The organism is Variovorax sp. GW821-FHT09D04 (genome assembly GCF_059416405.1).
The window spans coordinates 75890-93634 of sequence record NZ_JBWKPA010000013.1; the positions used below are offsets into that span (position 1 = coordinate 75890).

The 17745-nt window shown below is 67.6% G+C and carries 22 protein-coding genes; 18 read left to right on the forward strand and 4 right to left on the reverse strand.

The annotated features are described in order from the left end of the window. The first annotated feature begins 8 nt into the window (after positions 1-8). The 6 genes from AC07O4_RS28415 to AC07O4_RS28440 all read left to right on the forward strand — a co-directional run bounded on the left by AC07O4_RS28415 (position 9) and on the right by AC07O4_RS28440 (position 4782). Positions 9-389, forward strand: coding sequence for a hypothetical protein (locus AC07O4_RS28415; protein WP_495306267.1), 381 nt, complete (start codon positions 9-11; stop codon positions 387-389). Continuing rightward, positions 386-1489: a histidinol-phosphate transaminase gene (hisC, locus tag AC07O4_RS28420; RefSeq protein WP_495306268.1), complete on the forward strand. Its 1104-nt coding sequence runs from the start codon at positions 386-388 to the stop codon at positions 1487-1489. Before AC07O4_RS28415 ends, hisC begins: the two co-directional genes overlap by 4 nt. Further along, positions 1486-2103 (forward strand): imidazoleglycerol-phosphate dehydratase HisB, encoded by a 618-nt coding sequence (gene hisB / locus AC07O4_RS28425; RefSeq protein WP_062471688.1) that lies wholly within the window; start codon positions 1486-1488, stop codon positions 2101-2103. Before hisC ends, hisB begins: the two co-directional genes overlap by 4 nt. Positions 2104-2122: 19 nt before the next feature. After that, the gene (gene hisH, locus AC07O4_RS28430) at positions 2123-2782 is read left to right on the forward strand and encodes an imidazole glycerol phosphate synthase subunit HisH (protein WP_495306269.1); all 660 of its coding nucleotides are present in this window, start codon (positions 2123-2125) and stop codon (positions 2780-2782) included. A 63-nt stretch (positions 2783-2845) separates the two neighbouring features. Then, complete coding sequence (gene hisA, locus AC07O4_RS28435; protein WP_062471681.1) at positions 2846-3589, forward strand: 1-(5-phosphoribosyl)-5-[(5-phosphoribosylamino)methylideneamino]imidazole-4-carboxamide isomerase; 744 nt, start codon at positions 2846-2848, stop codon at positions 3587-3589. Positions 3590-3609: 20 nt separating this feature from the next. Next, positions 3610-4782 (forward strand): AAA family ATPase, encoded by a 1173-nt coding sequence (locus tag AC07O4_RS28440; protein ID WP_495306270.1) that lies wholly within the window; start codon positions 3610-3612, stop codon positions 4780-4782. A gap of 18 nt (positions 4783-4800) precedes the next feature. Here AC07O4_RS28440 and AC07O4_RS28445 read toward each other — a convergent pair whose 3' ends face one another. Both AC07O4_RS28445 and AC07O4_RS28450 read right to left on the reverse strand, forming a co-directional pair. Then, positions 4801-5715, reverse strand: a complete 915-nt coding sequence (locus AC07O4_RS28445) for an amino acid ABC transporter substrate-binding protein (protein WP_492728457.1) — start codon at positions 5713-5715, stop codon at positions 4801-4803. 11 nt (positions 5716-5726) lie between these two features. Next, positions 5727-7034, reverse strand: a complete 1308-nt coding sequence (locus AC07O4_RS28450) for a dicarboxylate/amino acid:cation symporter (RefSeq protein WP_070059926.1) — start codon at positions 7032-7034, stop codon at positions 5727-5729. 132 nt (positions 7035-7166) lie between these two features. On the opposite strand from AC07O4_RS28450, the gene AC07O4_RS28455 reads away from it, so the two are divergent. From AC07O4_RS28455 to tatC, 9 genes are all read left to right on the forward strand, one after another. After that, complete coding sequence (locus tag AC07O4_RS28455) at positions 7167-8000, forward strand: D-hexose-6-phosphate mutarotase (RefSeq protein ID WP_495306271.1); 834 nt, start codon at positions 7167-7169, stop codon at positions 7998-8000. A 22-nt stretch (positions 8001-8022) separates the two neighbouring features. Then, positions 8023-8808 carry an imidazole glycerol phosphate synthase subunit HisF gene (gene hisF, locus AC07O4_RS28460; RefSeq protein ID WP_095743770.1) on the forward strand — a complete coding sequence of 262 codons (786 nt, stop codon included), beginning with the start codon at positions 8023-8025 and terminating at the stop codon, positions 8806-8808. Positions 8809-8850: 42 nt separating this feature from the next. Beyond that, on the forward strand, positions 8851-9240 hold the full coding sequence (hisI, locus tag AC07O4_RS28465) for a phosphoribosyl-AMP cyclohydrolase (RefSeq protein WP_095743771.1): 390 nt from the start codon (positions 8851-8853) through the stop codon (positions 9238-9240). Further along, positions 9237-9626 carry a phosphoribosyl-ATP diphosphatase gene (locus AC07O4_RS28470; protein ID WP_139701050.1) on the forward strand — a complete coding sequence of 130 codons (390 nt, stop codon included), beginning with the start codon at positions 9237-9239 and terminating at the stop codon, positions 9624-9626. The genes hisI and AC07O4_RS28470 overlap by 4 nt, the downstream gene beginning before the upstream one ends. Positions 9627-9651: 25 nt before the next feature. Then, positions 9652-10041: a DUF4870 family protein gene (locus AC07O4_RS28475; RefSeq protein WP_056572726.1), complete on the forward strand. Its 390-nt coding sequence runs from the start codon at positions 9652-9654 to the stop codon at positions 10039-10041. Beyond that, positions 10031-10390, forward strand: coding sequence for a histidine triad nucleotide-binding protein (locus AC07O4_RS28480; protein ID WP_070059922.1), 360 nt, complete (start codon positions 10031-10033; stop codon positions 10388-10390). The genes AC07O4_RS28475 and AC07O4_RS28480 overlap by 11 nt, the downstream gene beginning before the upstream one ends. 64 nt (positions 10391-10454) lie before the next feature. Beyond that, positions 10455-10703, forward strand: a complete 249-nt coding sequence (gene tatA, locus AC07O4_RS28485; RefSeq protein WP_495306272.1) for a Sec-independent protein translocase subunit TatA — start codon at positions 10455-10457, stop codon at positions 10701-10703. 19 nt (positions 10704-10722) lie between these two features. Beyond that, on the forward strand, positions 10723-11184 hold the full coding sequence (gene tatB, locus AC07O4_RS28490; RefSeq protein ID WP_062471652.1) for a Sec-independent protein translocase protein TatB: 462 nt from the start codon (positions 10723-10725) through the stop codon (positions 11182-11184). Positions 11185-11257: 73 nt separating this feature from the next. Next, on the forward strand, positions 11258-12073 hold the full coding sequence (tatC, locus tag AC07O4_RS28495; protein ID WP_492686162.1) for a twin-arginine translocase subunit TatC: 816 nt from the start codon (positions 11258-11260) through the stop codon (positions 12071-12073). A gap of 100 nt (positions 12074-12173) precedes the next feature. Here tatC and AC07O4_RS28500 read toward each other — a convergent pair whose 3' ends face one another. Beyond that, positions 12174-13334: a S1C family serine protease gene (locus AC07O4_RS28500; RefSeq protein ID WP_492743318.1), complete on the reverse strand. Its 1161-nt coding sequence runs from the start codon at positions 13332-13334 to the stop codon at positions 12174-12176. A gap of 291 nt (positions 13335-13625) precedes the next feature. On the opposite strand from AC07O4_RS28500, the gene AC07O4_RS28505 reads away from it, so the two are divergent. The 3 genes from AC07O4_RS28505 to pdxA are packed head-to-tail and all read left to right on the forward strand — an operon-like array spanning position 13626 to position 16785. Next, on the forward strand, positions 13626-14978 hold the full coding sequence (locus AC07O4_RS28505; RefSeq protein WP_070059916.1) for an MFS transporter: 1353 nt from the start codon (positions 13626-13628) through the stop codon (positions 14976-14978). After that, complete coding sequence (locus AC07O4_RS28510) at positions 14975-15748, forward strand: Nif3-like dinuclear metal center hexameric protein (RefSeq protein WP_070059915.1); 774 nt, start codon at positions 14975-14977, stop codon at positions 15746-15748. The genes AC07O4_RS28505 and AC07O4_RS28510 overlap by 4 nt, the downstream gene beginning before the upstream one ends. Continuing rightward, positions 15745-16785, forward strand: a complete 1041-nt coding sequence (pdxA, locus tag AC07O4_RS28515; protein ID WP_495306273.1) for a 4-hydroxythreonine-4-phosphate dehydrogenase PdxA — start codon at positions 15745-15747, stop codon at positions 16783-16785. Before AC07O4_RS28510 ends, pdxA begins: the two co-directional genes overlap by 4 nt. 22 nt (positions 16786-16807) lie before the next feature. Here the strand turns inward: pdxA and mscL are convergent, their stop codons facing one another. After that, complete coding sequence (gene mscL / locus AC07O4_RS28520; RefSeq protein WP_062473649.1) at positions 16808-17239, reverse strand: large conductance mechanosensitive channel protein MscL; 432 nt, start codon at positions 17237-17239, stop codon at positions 16808-16810. Between the last annotated feature and the right edge of the window lie 506 nt (positions 17240-17745).

Here is a 17745-nt window from a genome sequence, read left to right on the forward strand (position 1 = left end):
GCGAGGCCATGCAACGCGCCGCCGTCCTGCTGTTGCCGCGCCTGCCGGCGCTGCTGCTCGCCCTGGCGGCCGGTGCGATCGGCGCCGGCGTGCAGGCGATGAGCATCCGCGAGCTGCGCACCCTCGAAGCCGGCGAGAAAGACGGCAAGGCCTACGCCAGCTACTACCTCGTCGGCGTGCTCGAAGGCCTGCGCGAGGGCGTCGAGTCGTCGCAGCGCAACGGCCAGGTGCCGCCGTTCTGCATCGAGGGCCGCCGCCTCGAACCCTCGATGGCCCGTTCGCTCTACCAGACCGAGCTGAGCCGCAACGCCGACAGCTACGAAGCCGACATGCCCGTGCAACTGGTCATGGCCGGCGCCCTCCGCAACAGCTACCGCTGCACCCGATGACCGTTTCCGATTCCTCCGCCTCCGACAACCGTCTGCCGCTCGAGCGCATCCGCGCCGACGTGCGCGCCATGCACGCCTACGCGGTGCAGGACGCGCGCGGCTTCCTCAAGCTCGACGCGATGGAGAACCCCTACGGCCTGCCGCCCGCGCTGCAGGCCGAACTGGGCGCGCGCCTGGGCGCGCTGGCGCTCAACCGCTACCCCGGCGACCGCGGCGCCGACCTGCAGCGCGCGCTGGCCGCCCATGCGGGCCTGCCCGAAGGCTTCGGGCTGATGCTGGGCAACGGCTCGGACGAACTGATCTCGCTGCTGGGCATTGCCTGCGACCAGCCCGGCGCCGCCGTGCTCGCGCCCGTGCCCGGTTTCGTCATGTACGCGATGAGCGCCCAGCTGCAGGGTTTGCGCTTCGTGGGCGTGCCGCTGACGGCCGATTTCGAACTCGATGAAGCCGCCATGCTGGCCGCCATCGCGCGCGAGAAGCCGGCCATCGTCTACCTCGCCTACCCGAACAACCCGACCGCCAACCTCTGGGACGACGCCGTCATCGAGAAGATCGTGCAGGCCCAGGGCGTGCAGGGCGGCCTGGTGGTGATCGACGAGGCCTACCAGCCCTTCGCCGCCCGCAGCTACATCGACCGGCTCGCGAACCACCGCCATGTGCTGCTGATGCGCACCCTGAGCAAGTTCGGCCTGGCCGGCATCCGCCTGGGCTACCTCATGGGCCCCGCCGCGCTGGTCGCCGAGATCGACAAGGTGCGCCCGCCCTACAACATCAGCGTGCTCAACTGCGAGGCCGCGCTGTTCGCGCTGGAGCACGCCGCGGTGTTCGAGGCGCAGGCGCGCCAGATCCGCGAAGGGCGCGACCAGCTCATGGCCGCGCTGGCCCGGCTGCCGGGCGTGAAGACCTGGCCCAGCGACGCCAACATGATCCTGCTGCGCGTGCCCGATGCCACCCGTACCTTCGAGGGCATGAAGGCCCGCGGGGTGCTGGTGAAGAACGTTTCTAAAATGCATGAACTGCTCGCCAACTGCCTGCGCCTCACCGTCGGAACGGCCGACGAGAACACGCAGATGCTGGCGGCGCTCGAAGCCTCACTATGACCACCCCCACGACCCCGGGCAGCACCGATCGCATCGCGACGGTCACCCGCCACACCGCCGAGACGAAGATCACGGTCAGCGTCAACCTCGACGGCACCGGCAAGGCCAAGCTCTCCACGGGCATCGGCTTTTTCGATCACATGCTCGACCAGATCGCCCGCCACGGGCTGATCGACCTGGACATCGACTGCGAGGGCGACCTGCACATCGACGGCCACCACACGGTGGAAGACGTGGGCATCACGCTCGGCCAGGCCGTGGCCAAGGCCATCGGCGACAAGAAGGGCATCCGACGCTACGGCCATGCCTATGTGCCGCTGGACGAGGCACTGAGCCGCGTCGTCATCGATTTCTCGGGCCGTCCCGGCCTCGTGATGCACGTGCCCTTCACCAGCGGGATGATCGGCACCTTCGACAGCCAGCTCACCTACGAGTTCTTCCAGGGCTTCGTGAACCACGCCTTCGTCACGCTGCACATCGACAACCTGAAGGGCGTGAACGCGCACCACCAGTGCGAGACCGTGTTCAAGGCCTTCGCGCGCGCCATGCGCGGCGCGCTGGAACTCGATCCGCGCTCCGTGGGCGTCATTCCCTCGACCAAGGGTTCGCTCTGAAACTCCTCGGCGAACAGCTATGAAATCTGCAGCAAAGAATTCCGTCGCGGTCGTCGACTACGGCATGGGCAACCTGCACTCCGTGTCGCAGGCCGTGCGCCATGCGGCCGACCAGGTGGGCGTGGAGGTGTTCGTCACCTCCGACCCGGACGTGGTGCGCCAGGCCACCCGCGTGGTGCTGCCGGGGCAGGGCGCCATGCCCGACTGCATGCGCGAGCTGCGCGACTCGGGCCTGCTCGAATCGGTGCTCGAGGCCGCGGCCAGCAAGCCGCTCTTCGGCGTGTGCGTGGGCATGCAGATGCTGCTGTCGCGCAGCGACGAAGGCCCGACCGACGGCCTGGGGCTCATTCCCGGCGAGGTCGTCAAGTTCGACCTGGCCGGCCGCCTGCAGCCCGACGGCAGCCGCTTCAAGGTGCCGCAGATGGGCTGGAACCAGGTGCGCCAGGCCCAGCCGCACGCGGTGTGGGCGGGCATTCCCGACCAGAGCTACTTCTATTTCGTGCACAGCTTCTACGCATGTCCGGCGGATGCCCGGCACAGCGTGGGCGAGGCCGATTACGGGGCATGCTTTACCGCGGCCATCGCACGCGATAACATTTTTGCAACCCAGTTCCACCCGGAGAAGAGTGCGGACCATGGGCTGCAGCTGTATCGCAACTTCCTCCACTGGAATCCCTGACCTTATATTCCCGCCCGGGCCGCACCGTTCGCAGCCCAGCTTTCGCACACTCGCGTCACTTCCATGCTCCTCATTCCCGCCATTGATCTCAAAGACGGCCACTGCGTTCGCCTCAAGCAGGGCGACATGGACCAGTCCACCATCTTCAGCGAAGACCCCGCCGCCATGGCCCGCAAATGGGTCGAGGCCGGCGCCCGTCGGCTGCACCTGGTCGACCTGAATGGCGCCTTCGCCGGCAAGCCGCAGAACCACGCGGCGATCAAGGCGATCCTGAAGGAAGTCGGCGACGACATCCCGGTGCAGCTGGGCGGCGGCATCCGCGACCTGGACACCATCGAGCGCTACATCGACGACGGCCTGCGCTACGTGATCATCGGCACCGCCGCGGTCAAGAACCCCGGCTTCCTGAAGGACGCCTGCAGCGCCTTCGGCGGCCACATCATCGTGGGCCTGGATGCCAAGGACGGCAAGGTCGCCACCGACGGCTGGAGCAAGCTCACGGGCCACGAAGTGGCCGACCTGGGCAAGAAGTTCGAGGACTACGGCGTCGAATCGATCATCTACACCGACATCGGTCGCGACGGCATGCTCTCGGGCATCAACATCGACGCCACCGTCAAGCTCGCGCAGGCGCTGACCATCCCCGTGATCGCTTCGGGCGGCCTGTCGAACATGGCCGACATCGACCAGCTCTGCGCGGTCGAGTCCGAAGGCGTCGAGGGCGTGATCTGCGGCCGCGCCATCTACTCGGGCGACCTCGACTTCGCCGCCGCCCAGGCGCGCGCGGACGAGCTGGCCGGCGCCTGACGCCTTTCCCGTAGCGGCGCGTGCTCTCCGCGCTCGCCATCGCCAATTACCGCTCGCTGCGCCAGCTGACGGTGCCGCTGGGCCGCCTCACGGTGGTCACCGGCGCCAACGGCAGCGGCAAGTCGAGCGTGTACCGCGCGATGCGGCTGCTGGCCGACATCGCCAACGGCGGCGTGATCCGCTCGCTGGTGCGCGAGGGCGGGCTGTCTTCCACGCTGTGGGCCGGGCCCGAGCGCTTTTCGGCGGCCATGCTGCGCGGCGAACAGCCGGTGCAGGGCACCACGCGCAGCGAGCCGGTGGCGCTGAAGCTGGGCTTCGCCGGCGCCGAGGCCGACGATTTCGGCTACGCCATCGACATCGGCCTGCCGCCGCCGGTCCCGTCCTCGGCCTTCTCGCACGACCCGCAGATCAAGCACGAGGCGATCTGGAGCGGCCCGCTGCTGCGCCCCTCCACGCACCTGGTCGACCGCAAGGGCGCCGCGCTGCGCCTGCGCGACGGCAGGGGCTGGCAGGCCGTCGGCCGGCCGATCCCGGCCTTCGCCAGCATGATGACCGAGCACGCCGACCCGCGCGACGCGCCCGAGATGCTCACGCTGCGCGAGCAGATGCGCTCCTGGCGCTTCTACGACCACTTCCGCTCCGATGCCGACGCCCCAGCGCGCCAGCCGCAGCTGGGCACCTACACGCCCGTGCTGGCGAACGATGGGGCCGATCTGGCCGCGGCCCTGCAGACCATCCGCGAGATCGGCGACGGCGAGGCGCTCGACAGCGCCGTGGACGATGCCTTCCCGGGCGCCCGCATCGAGGTGCAGGCGAACGGCGACCGCTTCGAGACGCTGATGCACCAGCACGGCCTGCTGCGGCCCCTGACGGCCGCCGAACTGTCGGACGGCACCCTGCGCTACCTGCTGTGGATCGCGGCGCTGCTGACGCCCCGTCCGCCTGCGCTGCTGGTGCTCAACGAGCCCGAGACCAGCCTGCACCCCGACCTGCAGCCCGCGCTCGGCCGCCTCATCGCGCAGGCCGCGCGGTCGTCGCAGGTGATCGTGGTGTCGCACGCGGCGCGCCTGATCGCCGCCCTGGACGACAGCGACGGCCTGCAGCCGGTGGTGCTCGAAAAGCGCTTCGGCGAGACCCGCATCGCGAACCTCGACATGAGCGAGATTCCGCGCTGGGAGTGGCCGGCGCGGTAGAGAAAAGGGCAGGCGGGCCTACTCGGCCTTCACCGCCATCGTCTGGATGATCGTTTCCAGCTGCGCGCTCATCGGCAGGTTGAGGCTCTCCCCCGAAGGCAGCTTGCGCATGAACCAGCGCTTGTACTGGCGGTGGATCTCGCCGTCTTCCGCCAGCACCTGGAAGGTGTCGACCACCACCTTGTTCAGCTGCGGGTCGCCCTTGCGGTACATGACCGCGTAGGGGTCGTAGGAGAGGAAGTCGCCCACCACCTCGTACTGCGCCTTGGCGGCGTCGCGGGCGATCAGGCCGTAGAGCAGCACGTCGTCGGTGGCGAAGGCGTCGGCCTGGCCTTCTTTCACGAGCGCGAACGACTCGGCATGGTCGCGCGCCACCTTCAGCTCGATGTTGAGCTTGAACTTCTGCGACAGGTCGCGCAGCGTCTTCTCGTTGGTGGTGCCGGCCGTCACGGCCACCTTCTTGCCGGCCAGGTCGCGGAACGACTGGATCGGCGAGCCCTTCTTCACCAGCACCTTGGTGCCCGAGACGAACATGGTCGGCGAGAAGGCCACGCGCTTCTGGCGCTCGAGGTTGCTGGTGGTGGAGCCGCACTCGAGGTCGACCTGGCCGCTGACGACCGCGTCGATGCGCGAGTCGGAGGTGACGGGCACCCACTTGATCGTGAGGCTCTTGTTGACCGTGTCCTCGATGGCCGTGACGAGCGCGCGGCACAGCTCGATGGAATAGCCGATCGGCTCCTTGCGCGCATTGAGGTACGAAAAAGGCACCGAGGCCTCGCGGTGGCCGATGGCGATGGTACCGCTCTCGCGCACCTTGGCCAGCGTGCCGGTGAGGAGCTCCTGTGCCTGCGCGGGGCCGCCCGGCAAGGCCAGGGCCACGGCCGCCAGCAGCCATGCGGCGACGGCGGAGGGCAGCGTGGCGATGCGCGTCATGGCGTGGCGCCTCACGCGTGCGCCGGGTGGGCGAGGGTGGCGGCGGCTTCCTCGTCGAGCACCTTGGCGTTGGCCTCGGCATCGCTCTCGGACAGCAGCTCGCCTTCCCACTTGGCGACCACGGCCGTGGCGATGGAGTTGCCCACCGCGTTGGTGGCCGAGCGGCCCATGTCCAGGAAGGTGTCCACGCCCAGGATCAGCAGCAGGCCGGCCTCGGGAATGTCGAAGTGGTTCAGCGTGGCGGCGATCACCACCAGCGAGGCGCGCGGCACGCCGGCCATGCCCTTGGAGGTGAGCATCAGGATCAGCAGCATGGTGATCTGCGTGCTGATCGGCATGTGGATGTCGTAGGCCTGCGCGATGAACAGCACGGCGAAGGTGCAGTACATCATCGAACCGTCGAGGTTGAACGAGTAGCCCATCGGCATCACGAAGCTGGAGATCTTGCGCTTCACGCCGAAACGGTCGAGCGCCTGCAGGATCTTCGGGTACGCGGCCTCGGAGCTCGCGGTGGCGAACGACAGCAGGAACGCCTCCTTGATGAGCACCAGCAGCTTGAACACGCGCGGCCCCAGGAACAGCAGGCCGGCCATGATCAGCACGCCCCACAGCACGAACAGGCCCAGGTAGAAGTCGCGCATGAACACGGCGAACTTGACGAGAATGCCCAGCCCGTTCACGGCCACGGTGGCGGCCATGGCCGCCAGCACCGCCAGCGGTGCGAGCTTCATGACGTAGCCCGTGATCTTGAGCATGGCGTGCGACAGCTCCTCGATGGCGGCCACCAGCGTCTTGGCCTTGTCGCCGAGCGAGGCCAGCGCCACGCCGAAGAACATCGAGAACACCACGATCTGCAGGATCTCGTTGTTGGCCATCGCCTCCACGAACGACTTGGGCACCGTGTGGCTCACGAAGTCCTTGAAGGTGAACTTGTTGGTCGCCAGGTTGGCCGAGGCGCCGATATCGGGCAGCGGCAGGCCCAGGTTCTCGCCGGGCTTGAGCAGGTTGGCCATGACCAGGCCGATCACCAGCGAGATCAGCGAGGCCGTGAGGAACCAGCCGATGGCCTTGCCGAACACGCGGCCCACCGACTTGGCGTCGCCCATGTGCGCGATGCCCACCACCAGCGTGGAGAACACCAGCGGGCCGATCAGCATCTTGATCAGGCGCAGGAAGACGTCGGAGACGATGGAGACGTAGTCCGCGATCTCCTTGGCGGCCTTCTTGTCGGGAAAGCTGGTGAAGATCATGTAACCGACGATGATGCCGAGCACCATGGCGATCAGGATCCAGGCGGCCATGGGCAGCTTTTTCTTCATGCGTATCCCCTTTGTCGTGTGAGAGTGGTTCTTTTCGAGTGCACGGGACCGACCCGGCACAGGGTATCCAAGAAAGGCGGATGCACGCAATGGCCCGCTGTCAGGATGCGGCGGCTGCCTACAATTCCTCACATGGATATCCGCTCGATCGAGTTTCGAGGCCAGCCGGCGTTGCACGCCGTGGCGGCCGATGGCAGCACGCTGACGGTGGCGCTGCATGGCGCCCAGGTGCTTTCCTGGGCCCCGGCCCGCGGTGGGGAGCGACTGTATCTGAGTCCGAAGGCCGTTTTTGACGGCCAAACTGCCATCCGCGGCGGCATTCCCCTGTGCTGCCCCCAGTTCAACCAGCGCGGCATGCTCCCCAAGCATGGCTTCATGCGCAATCTGCCTTGGATTCGCGAGGATTCGGGCGCGTCCGACACGCTGCGGCTGGTGCTGCGCGACAACGACGCCACCCGCCGGCTCTGGCCGCACGCCTTCGAGGCGCGCATGGACGCCACGCTCGCCGCCGGCCGGCTGCGCACCGCGCTCACCCTGGCCAACACCGGCGACGCGCCCTGGCCGTTCTCGGCCGCGCTGCACACCTACCTGCGCGTGGACGACATCGCCGCCGTGCGCCTCGAAGGCCTGCAGGGCGCCGCCCGCTGGGACGCGGTGCGCGACGTGCGCCAGACCGAAACCGCCGCCGCGCTGCAGTTCGACGCCGAGTTCGACAGCGTCTACACCGCCCCGGCGCAGCCGCTGCGGCTTGTGCAGCCCGGCGGCACGCTCGAAATCACCCAGAGCGAAACCTGCACCGAAACCGTGGTCTGGAACCCCGGTGCCGTGCTCGGTGCGACACTCGCGGACATGCCTCCAGAGGGCTTCCGCCACATGCTCTGCGTCGAGGCGGCCCGCATCGACGAACCCGTCGTGCTGGCCCCCGGCGCCCAATGGCAGGGCTGGCAACAGCTTTGCGTTCTCTGATTTCTCCCTGGTTCACCATCCCATGCTTGCCAAACGCATCATTCCCTGCCTCGACGTCACCGGCGGCCGCGTCGTCAAGGGCGTCAACTTCCTCGAGCTGCGCGATGCCGGCGACCCGGTCGAGATCGCCGCGCGCTACAACGCGCAGGGCGCCGACGAACTCACCTTCCTGGACATCACCGCCACCAGCGACGGCCGTGACCTGATCCTGCCGATCATCGAGGCGGTGGCCTCGCAGGTCTTCATTCCGCTGACCGTGGGCGGCGGCGTGCGCACCGTGGCCGACGTGCGCCGGCTGCTCAACGCGGGCGCCGACAAGACCAGCTTCAACTCGGCCGCCATCGCCGATCCGCAGGTGATCAGCGATGCGGCCCAGAAGTACGGCTCGCAGTGCATCGTGGTCGCCATCGACGCCAAGCGCCGCAGCCCCGAAGACGCCGCCACGCGCGGCGCGGGCTGGGACGTGTACAGCCACGGCGGGCGCAAGAACACCGGCCTGGACGTGGTGCAGTGGGCGACCGAGATGGCGCGCCGCGGCGCGGGCGAGATCCTGCTCACGAGCATGGACCGCGACGGCACCAAGAGCGGCTTCGACCTGGCCCTGACGCGCGCCGTGAGCGACGCGGTCAACGTGCCCGTGATCGCCTCGGGCGGCGTCGGCAGCCTCGACGACCTGGCCGACGGCATCCAGAAGGGCGGCGCCGACGCGGTGCTGGCCGCGAGCATCTTCCACTACGGCGAGCACACCGTGGGCGAGGCCAAGGCGCGCATGGCCGAGCGCGGGATTCCCGTGCGCATCGACGCCTGAGCGGGACCGGAAGGGTCTTTTCCTATCCTCGACAATATCCCCATGAATTGGCTTGATGAAGTGAAGTGGGACGCGAACGGGTTGGTGCCCGTGATCGCCCAGGAACAAGGCACGAACGACGTGCTCATGTTCGCGTGGATGAACCGCGAGGCGCTCGAGAAGACCGCCGAGCTGGGCCGCGCGGTGTATTTCAGCCGCTCGCGCAGCAAGCTGTGGTTCAAGGGCGAGGAGTCGGGCCACGTGCAGACCGTGCACGAGATCCGCCTCGACTGCGACAACGACGTGGTGCTGCTCAAGGTGACCCAGCTCGGCCACGAGCCCGGCATTGCCTGCCACACCGGCCGCCACAGCTGCTTCTTCAGCAAGTACGAAAAGGGCCAGTGGACCGTGGTCGAACCGGTCTTGAAAGACCCGGAGTCGATCTACAAATGAGCGCCACAGTGAACGATTCGAACACCTCCGACGCGCTCGCCCGCCTGGCTGCGGTGCTCGAGAGCCGCCTGCCCGCGAACGGCGGCGACCCCGAGAAGAGCTACGTGGCCCGGCTGCTGCACAAGGGCCCCGACGCCTTCCTCAAGAAGATCGGCGAGGAAGCCACCGAGGTCGTGATGGCCGCCAAGGACGCCGATCACGGCGGCGACCGCTCGAAAATAGTGAACGAAGTGGCCGACCTGTGGTTCCACACCATGGTGGCGCTGGCCCACTACGGTTTCTCGCCGGCCGACGTCGTCGCGGAGCTCGAGCGCCGCGAGGGCACCAGCGGCATCGAGGAAAAAGCCCTGCGCAAGGTGCAGGCCCGTGAAGCTTCCAACGACTGACTGATCGATTGAAAGGGCATCGACCATGGCCAATGACATCGTGAACGTGGAACCCGACGACTCCCTCAAGACCTGGGGCTGGGTCAGCTACGTGCTGCACCTGATCGTGGCCATCGGCGCGGTCGTGCCGGGCGCGCAGGCCTCCGTGCTGCTGCTGCTCATCGCCCTCCTGATCGATTTCGTGAAGCGCGACGACGCGGCCGGCACCTGGCAGGCCTCGCACTTCAGCTGGCGCATCCGCTCGGTGCTGTGGGCCGGCCTGCTGTACATCGTCACCTCGTGGCTCTGGCTGCTGCTGTTCGTGCCGGGCTGGATCGCCTGGAGCCTGATTTCGCTGTGGTTCCTCTACCGGATCGTGAAAGGCATGATCCGGATGAACGACGGCCGTCCCATGGAACCCAAAGATGTCATCTGATCCGAACTGCGTCTTCTGCAAAATCATCGAAGGCAAGATCCCCTCGCGCAAGGTCTACGAAGACGACGACCTGTTCGGTTTTCATGACATCTCGCCCTGGGCACCGGTGCATTTCATGCTGGTGCCGAAGAAACACATCGCCTCGATGGCGCAGCTCACGCCCGAGGATTCGGCGCTCATGGGCAAGATCATGACGCTGGCGCCCCAGCTGGCGCTGGAGCAGGGCTGCCGGCCCTATCCGGACGGCGGCTACCGCGTCGTCGTGAACACCGGCGCCGAAGGCGGACAGGAGGTTCACCATCTCCATGTGCACGTCATGGGCGGCCCCCGCCCCTGGCTTCGCGGCTGAGCAGGGTTAAGCCAAACTGTCACATTCCCCCCGACTAAAATCGGACACATTCTTAGGAGTTCTCATGGGTTCTTTTTCCATCTGGCACTGGCTGATCGTGCTGCTCGTCGTGGTCATGATCTTCGGCACCAAGAAGCTGCGGAACATGGGTTCGGATCTCGGTGGCGCCGTCAAGGGCTTCAAGGACGGCATGAAGGACGGCTCGGCCTCCCCTGACGCCTCCGCTGCACCGGCCCCCACGCAGCAAGTGACCGGCCAGCCGACCAACAGCGACAAGTCGACGATCGACGTCGAAGCGCGCCAGAAGTCCTGAGCACCGCAGGCACACATCCGTGATCGACCTCGGCATTGAGAAGCTGGCGCTCATCGGCGTCGTGGCGCTGATCGTGATCGGGCCGGAGAAGCTGCCGCGCGTTGCACGCACGGTGGGCGCCCTGCTCGGCAAGGCGCAGCGCTACGTGAACGACGTCAAGGCCGAAGTCAACCGTTCGATGGAGCTCGACGAGCTCCGCAAGATGAAGACCACGGTCGAGGACGCGGCGCGCGACGTGGAGCACAGCATCCACACCGGCGCCAGCGAGTTCGAGAAGCAGTTTTCCGGCGCATCCGGCGACACCCTGTCGGCACTGGCCGAGCCCGAGCAGGCGGTGCCCGAATACAGGCACCCCCGCAAGAACTGGCGCCTGAAGCAGGGCGCCACGCCGAACTGGTACAAGGCGCGTAACGGCGTACGTACCAAGGCGCTGTCGGGCGCGGCGCGGGTTGCCCGCTTCCGCCCCCACAAGATCAACTGACGCACGCGCACGCCCCGCGGCGTTCCCGGGCGCCCCGTGCGCCTGTGTCTTCTCCCACGCTTTCTCCTCTCCCATGGCCGATTCCGACAACAAGAACAAAGAAGACGAGCTGGCGGGCACCGAGCAGCCGTTCGTGCAGCACCTGGTCGAGCTTCGGGACCGGCTGCTGTACTGCGTCTACGGCCTGGTGGTCGCGGGCATCCTGCTGGCGATCTGGCCCGGCCCGAGCGGGCTCATGGACATCATCGCCATGCCGATCCGTGCGCACATGCCGCCGGACGCCAAGCTGATCGCCATCGGCGTGTTCTCGCCGTTCTTCGTGCCGCTCAAGGTGCTGATGATGGCGGCCGTGCTGCTGGCGCTGCCCTGGCTCATGTACCAGGCCTGGATGTTCGTCGCGCCGGGCCTGTACAGCCACGAGAAGCGCTTCGCCTTGCCGCTGATCTTCTTCGGCAGCGTGCTGGCCTACGGCGGCATCGCCTTCGTGCAGCTGTTCGTGTTGGACAAGATGTTCGGCTTCATCCAGAAGTTCACGCCCGCGGCGGTGGCGGCCACGCCCGACATCTCGTCGTACGTGGAGGCCATCCTGTCGCTGTACATCGCCTTCGGCGTTGCCTTCCAGGTGCCGATCGTGGTGATGCTGCTGGTGCGTTTCGAGATGGTCACCATCGAGAAGCTGCGCTCGTTCCGCGGCTACTTCATCGTGATCGCCTTCGTGGTGGCCGCGGTGCTCACGCCGCCCGACGTGGTCTCGCAACTCGCGCTGGCGGTGCCGATGTGCCTGCTGTACGAGGTGGGGATCATCGGGGCGCGCTACTTCGCAGGGACGGGCAAGGCGCCCGAGGGTGAGGAAGAGAGCGCGGGTTCGGGGTCTTCCGGCAGTTCCTGATCCCCGGATCGATCGGCTCCTGCCCCCCAAACAAAAGCGGCCCGAGGGCCGCTTTTTTGTTGCTGTCTGATCTGCGGCCGGAGCCGCTGTCGTTTCCCGCCTACTCGTTGTTGGGCAACTGCTGCCGGATCGGACTCTTCGGTCGCAGCCCCGGTGTCACGTCCAGTTCCATCTTGTCGGTGCCGCGCTGCAGGGCGAAGCGTGCGGTGTCGCCTGGCTTGAGGCCGGCGACGGCGGTCAGCAGGGCCTGCACGCTGTCGGTCTTCTTCTCGCCCACCGATGTGATCACGTCGCCGGGGCGGATGCCGGCCTTGGCGGCAGGGCCGTTCTGCAGCACGCCGGTGATGATCACGCCCGCGTCGGCCTTCACGCCGAAAGTCTCGGCCAGTTCGGGCGACAGGTCGCTCGGCTCGACGCCGATCCAGCCGCGGCGCACCTGACCTTCCTTCACGATGCCCTCGAGCACGATCTTAGCCATCGACACCGGAATGGCGAAGCCGATGCCCATGCTCCCACCTGAGCGCGAGTAGATGGCGGTGTTGATGCCCTGCAGGTTGCCGTTGACGTCGATCAGCGCGCCGCCCGAGTTGCCGGGGTTGATGGCCGCGTCGGTCTGGATGAAGTTCTCGAACTGGTTGATGCCCAGCTGGTTGCGCCCCAGCGCCGAGACGATGCCGCTGGTCACGGTCTGGCCCACGCCGAAGGGGTTGCCGATGGCCAGCACCTGGTCGCCCACCAGCAGCTCGTCGGAGTTGCCCAGCACGATCACCGGCAGCTTGTCGAGCTCGATCTTGAGCACGGCCAGGTCGGTGTCGGGGTCGGTGCCGATCACCTTGCCGCGCGCGTGGCGGCTGTCGTTCAGGGTGACCTCGATTTCGTCGGCGCCCTCGACCACGTGGTTGTTGGTGAGGATGTAGCCGTCGGTGCTCACGATCACGCCGCTGCCCAGGCCCACCTGCGGCTGGTCGGCCTGGTCGCCGAAGAAGAAGCGGAACCACGGGTCGTTGCTGCGCGGGTGGCGCTGTGCGGCCTTGCTGGTGTTGATGCTCACGACCGCCGGCGAAGCCTTCTTGGCCGCCGCGCTCAGGCTGCCCGCGGCGGGCACGGCCGGCGAGCCGCTGGGCGCTTCCACGATGGACACCACGCCGCCCAGCGAGGTCGAGCGCTTGTGGATCCACTCGGGCTTGAGCGTCGCGACGACGAAATAGGCCGCCAGCAGGACGGTCACGGCTTGGGCAAAGAGCAGCCAGGTGCGTTTCATGAAAGCTTGAAGAAAGAGCGTTGGAAAAGCGCTGAAAGACGGCGCCGGTTGCAATTGTCCCTCAACCGGCCTGGCGCCATAGACCGCGCGGCAGGGTCGAGATTGCGCGGCCTGCGGGGCGTGAATACGGGCTAACCCTTAGTATCGGCAGGCGATCCGACCCGGATCGCCCCCTCAGGCCTTCCGCGCCGCCCACCCGGCGGACGCGGCCAGGCGATTCTTTCGTCGGCGTGCCACGCTCTGCCCCTATCCGGTTCAAGGCAGGCGAGCGGCCACGATACCCCTGCTGCCATGACCTCAGAAGCTACCTACACGGACGGCGCCACGCCCGCTCCGGCGCGCACGCTCGATGCGCGCGACTACAAGACCCTGGCCCTGTCCGCCCTCGGCGGCACGCTCGAGTTCTACGACTTCGTCATCTACGTCTTCTTCGCGACCGTGCTGGGCGCGCTGTTCTTCCCCGCCGACATGCCCGACTGGCTGCGCCAGCTGCAGACCTTCGGCATCTTCGCGGCGGGCTACCTCGCGCGGCCCGTGGGCGGCATCGTCATCGCGCACTTCGGCGACCTGCTGGGGCGCAAGCGCATGTTCACGCTGTCGATCTTCCTGATGGCGGCGCCCACGCTGGTGATCGGCCTCTTGCCCACCTACGCGAGCATCGGTGTCGCGGCGCCCCTGCTGCTGTTGGCGATGCGCGTGCTGCAGGGCGCGGCCATCGGCGGCGAGATGCCCGGCGCCTGGGTGTTCGTCGGCGAGCACGTGCCGGCCAAGCGCTACGGCTTCGGCATCGGCACGCTGACCTCGGGCATCACCGGCGGCATCCTGCTGGGCTCGCTGGTGGCCGTGGCCATCAACCGCCACTACTCGCCGGAGCAGGTGAATGACTTCGCCTGGCGCATTCCCTTCATCCTGGGCGGCGTGTTCGGGCTGTTCTCGGTCTACCTGCGCCGCTTCCTGCACGAGACGCCGGTCTTCAAGGAACTGGCCGGCCGAAAGACGGTCGCCCGCGAACTGCCGCTGCGCACCGTGCTGCGCGAGCACCGCCTGGCGAGCGTGTACGTGGGGCTGCAGACCTGGGTGCTGTCGGCCGCCATCGTCGTGGTGGTGCTGTACACGCCCACCTACCTGCAGAAGGTGCACCACATTCCGGCGGCGCTGGCGCTCGAGGCCAACGCGCTCGCCACGCTGACCCTGACCATCGGCTGCGTGATCGTCGGCTGGGCCAGCGACCGCATCGGCACGCGCGCCGTGATGCTCATCGGCTGGGGCGGCCTCTTTGCCACCGCCTACCTGTTCTACACCGGGCTGCCCGGCACGCCGGCCACGCTGTTCTGGCACTACGGGCTGGTGGGTCTGTTCGTGGGCACCATCGCCACGGTGCCGATCGCGGGCGTGCGGGCGTTTCCGGCGCCGGTGCGCTTCACGGGGCTTTCGTTCGCCTACAACATGTCTTATGCCGTCTTCGGCGGCCTGACGCCGGTGATCCTCACGCTCTGGCTGCAGCACGACACCATGGCGCCGGCGCACTACGTCGCCGCACTGGCGGCGCTGGGCTTCCTGCTGGCCCTGTGGCCCCTGGCCGCACGCGGCCACCCGATGCGCGATGGCGCGCCGGCCGCGGGGAGCGCGACAATGTCGCGATGAGCACCACACGCCACGAACTGCTTCACGCATTCGACCTGCTGCTGGCCCCCGGGCGCTTCAAGGATTACGGACCCAACGGCCTGCAGGTCGAAGGGCGCACCGTGGTCCGCAAGATCGTCTCGGGCGTGACCGCCAGCCGCGCGCTGATCGAGGCCGCGATCCACGCCGAGGCCGATGCCATCTTCGTTCACCACGGCCTGTTCTGGCGCGGCCAGGACGGCTGCGTCACCGGCTGGATGAAGCAGCGCCTGGGCCTGCTGCTGGGCGACGACGTCAACCTGTTCGCCTACCACCTGCCGCTCGACGCGCACCCCGAGCTGGGCAACAACGCGCAACTCGGCCTGCAGTTGGGGCTCGTGGCGCACCCGGGGTCGGCAGGACGCTTCGGCGAACAGGAACTGGGCTTCCTGGGCGCGCGCGAGAACGGTGAGAACTTCGCCAGCGCCAAGGCCCTGGCGACCCATGTCGAGAAGGTGCTGAAGCGGCCCGTCACGCTGGTCGACACGGCCCACCGCCCGATCAAGAACGTCGCGTGGTGCACGGGCGGCGCCCAGGGCTACTTCGAGGCCGCCATTGCGGCTGGCGCCGACGCCTTCATCACCGGCGAGATTTCCGAGCCGCAGGCGCACTACGCCCGCGAGCTGGGCGTGGCCTTCCTGGCCTGCGGGCACCACGCGACCGAGCGCTATGGCGCGCAGGCTGTGGCGGCCCATGTGGCGGCGCAGCTCGGGCTGAAGCACGAATTCATCGACATCGACAACCCCGCATGAAGGCGCCGATCGCGATCACGCTCGGTGACCCGGCGGGCATCGGCCCCGAGATCATTGCCAAGGCCTTCCGCGACGCGCCCGAAACCGTGCGCGGTGCGTTCGTGGCCGGCGACGTCGGCACGTTGCGAAAAGCCTCGCAGGCGCTCGCGGCGCCGGGGCGGCTGGGGTGGCCTGTCGTGGAGATCGCCAGCGTCGCTGAAGCGGTTGCCGTGCCGCCGGGGTGCATCCCGGTGCTGCAGGTGATCGCGCCGCCTCAGGGCATTGAACAAGGGCGCATCAGCGCCGAAGCCGGCCGAGCTGCTGGCGATTGCGTGGTGTGGGCCGCGCGCGCCGCATTGCGCGGCGAGATCTCAGCTCTTGTCACCGCGCCACTGCATAAGGAAGCGCTGGCCGCGGCCGGCTTTCCGTACCCCGGCCACACCGAATTGCTGCAGGCCGAGGCCGCCGCCCACCTGGGCCGCACCGTGGCCGACGTGCCCGTGCGCATGATGCTGGCCAACGACGAGCTGCGCACCGTGCTCGTGAGCATCCACATGTCGCTGCGCGACGCCATCGAGGCAGTGCGCTTCGACGGCGTGCTGGACACGCTGCGCATCACCCATCGCGCCTTGACCCACGCCCTCGGGCGGCCGCCGCGCATCGGCGTGGCCGGGCTCAACCCGCACGCGGGCGAGGGCGGCCTGTTCGGTTCGGAAGAGCGCACCGTCATCGCGCCGGCCATCGAGGCCGCACGCGCCGAGGGCATCGATGCCCAGGGGCCTCATGCACCCGACACCGTCTTCATGCGCGCGCGCGCCAAGGCCGGCGTGCCGTCCAGCGGCGAGTTCGACGTGGTGATCGCGATGTACCACGACCAGGGCCTGATCCCGGTCAAGTACCTCGGGGTGGAGAAGGGCGTGAACGTGACGCTCGGGCTGCCGCTGGTGCGCACCAGCCCGGATCACGGCACGGCGTTCGACATCGCGGGCCAGGGCGTGGCCGATGCCTCGAGCCTCGTCGAGGCGCTGCGCATGGCGCGAACGCTGGCCGGCGCCTGAGCGCGCGGCCGGAAAGAAAAGGTCAGGGACGCTTCAGGCTGTCGCGGATCTCGCGCAGCAGCGTGATGTCTTCCGGCGTGGCGGCCGGCGCTGCGGGCGCGGCCTCTTCGGTCTTGCGCAGCTTGTTGATCTGCTTGACCATGATGAAGATGATGAAGGCGAGGATCACGAAATTGACAGCAATTGTGATGAAGTTGCCATACGCCAGCACCGGCACGCCGGCCTTCTTCAACTCCGCCAGCGTGTTCGTCACGCCCGGCGGCACCGTGCCCAGGATTACGTAGAGGTTCGAGAAGTCGAGCTTCCCGAACACCATGCCCACGAGCGGCATGATGATGTCGGCCACGAGCGAGTCGACGATCTTGCCGAACGCCGCCCCGATGATCACGCCGACGGCGAGGTCGATGACGTTGCCCTTGACGGCAAACTCCTTGAATTCACTGAGGATGCTCATGATTCAGAAAGGGTGCTGAAGACCTGCTGTTGAAAGGGGTGCCAGTATGCCTGCGGAAGCGGGAGGGCAAGACGGCGGCGCGGCGGGTGATGCTGGACGGCAACTGAGGCATGACCGCTGGCGGCTCTTACCTGGAACGGACGGAGGGTACCCAGTCTCCGTAGCCAAACCTTGCCGACTACGCTTTGGAACGTCTTGTTTCCAATTTCGCGGGATGGGTAGAACCGGTCGGATACGCCGTGTTTTGCTCTCGAAAAGAAGGCAAAACGGCGCCGTACGAGCATTCCGGAAGCATCCTGGAACGCAGGCAAAGCCCCATTGACAGTGCACTGCACTGGTACGATGAGAGGGGAGCAGTGGGGAGCGGCCGCGCGAAATCGACCTTCAAGACTTCTGTCTTTCAGAGCGCATCCGGCCCGAGTGCGCCGAGTTCTTGCGTGACCCCGCGATGAATTCTGCACCTTTGTTGCCTGAATTTGCCAGTTTCAGCGCGACTATAGCTGTTC